Source organism: Phocaeicola sp. RTP21198st1_B8_RTP21198_201120 (assembly GCF_040929485.1).
GTDB classification, from domain to species: domain Bacteria; phylum Bacteroidota; class Bacteroidia; order Bacteroidales; family Bacteroidaceae; genus Phocaeicola; species Phocaeicola dorei.
On the sequence record NZ_JBCOCI010000579.1, the window covers coordinates 1 to 1,016 of the forward strand.

Below are 1,016 nucleotides of genomic sequence, written 5' to 3' on the forward strand. Positions count from 1 at the left end.
TGATATTTTTTAGTCATGTTGTTCGTATTGTCTTTTACAGTAATAGTAAGTGTGCTACTTAGGTCGACAATCAGGTTTCCGTTTTCATCCTTTTGACTGACGGGATCCGTGGAGATGATTTCTGCGTTATCTGCCAAGGTCGGCATCAACACTACGTTTGCAAATGCAGTGTTTTGTTTGAAACGTAACGAAGCGATGCCATTAATAAAGTTAGCACTAACCTGCTCTGTGTTACAAGTAGCCGTTACGCCTCGAAGTAGCTGAGTAGAAGTGCTGAAAATGGTATATTCGATATCATCTGCTCCATCATTCACTTTAATACGGGTGATACCGCTGCTCAAGTCCAGTACAGCATCAGTAGTGAGCGGATCAATGGGCTTTGCCCATTCATCCGCCAGTTTGAGTTTCACATTCACCGCACTTTGGTCGTCCAAAATGCGAAAATCTAAGGCTATGACCCTACTGTTCTGGTCAATAAGACCATTTATCCAGTTCCCTGTGCCATCTTCTGCCTGTATGGCTACCAATGGTTCTTTTACGTACCCCGGATTTTCGGATAAGACAACACCTTTCAGTTCATCTTCTCCGCATGACGTGAATATAAACACAAGGAATGTGCTTAATAGAAAATGTAGTTTCTTCATACAATATTATTTAAATAAGAAATAGCTTATTTTCTGTTATTCCTGAAAACAATCTTTATCCTGCATGACTAAACTAAAACAGCTGTTTGTATACCTTATAACTTAAAAAAGAGTGTCGCGCTATGCTCTTTTACAATCCTTCTTTTTACCATTCATAGAGATTCAGGTTAAAATATGCTTTATTGGCCTATTCATTAATATGACAGCCAGATTAATAAAAAGTATAGTGAGAAATGATTTTTTTATTCGTTCAGCCCTTCAACTCATCTTTTTATTAGTGAGTTTGGTCATCTTACATTTTTTCAATACCTTGCCCCCGAATTATCCATCGGAGAAACAGAACCTGTGAGTATTCACCTTAATATATTAACT

The 1,016-nt window shown here is 37.9% G+C and carries 1 pseudogene; it reads right to left on the minus strand.

Annotated elements, in window-relative coordinates:
- Positions 1-644, minus strand: a pseudogene (locus AB5935_RS28260) (hypothetical protein); the annotation flags it as partial.
- Positions 645-1,016 lie beyond the last annotated feature (372 nt).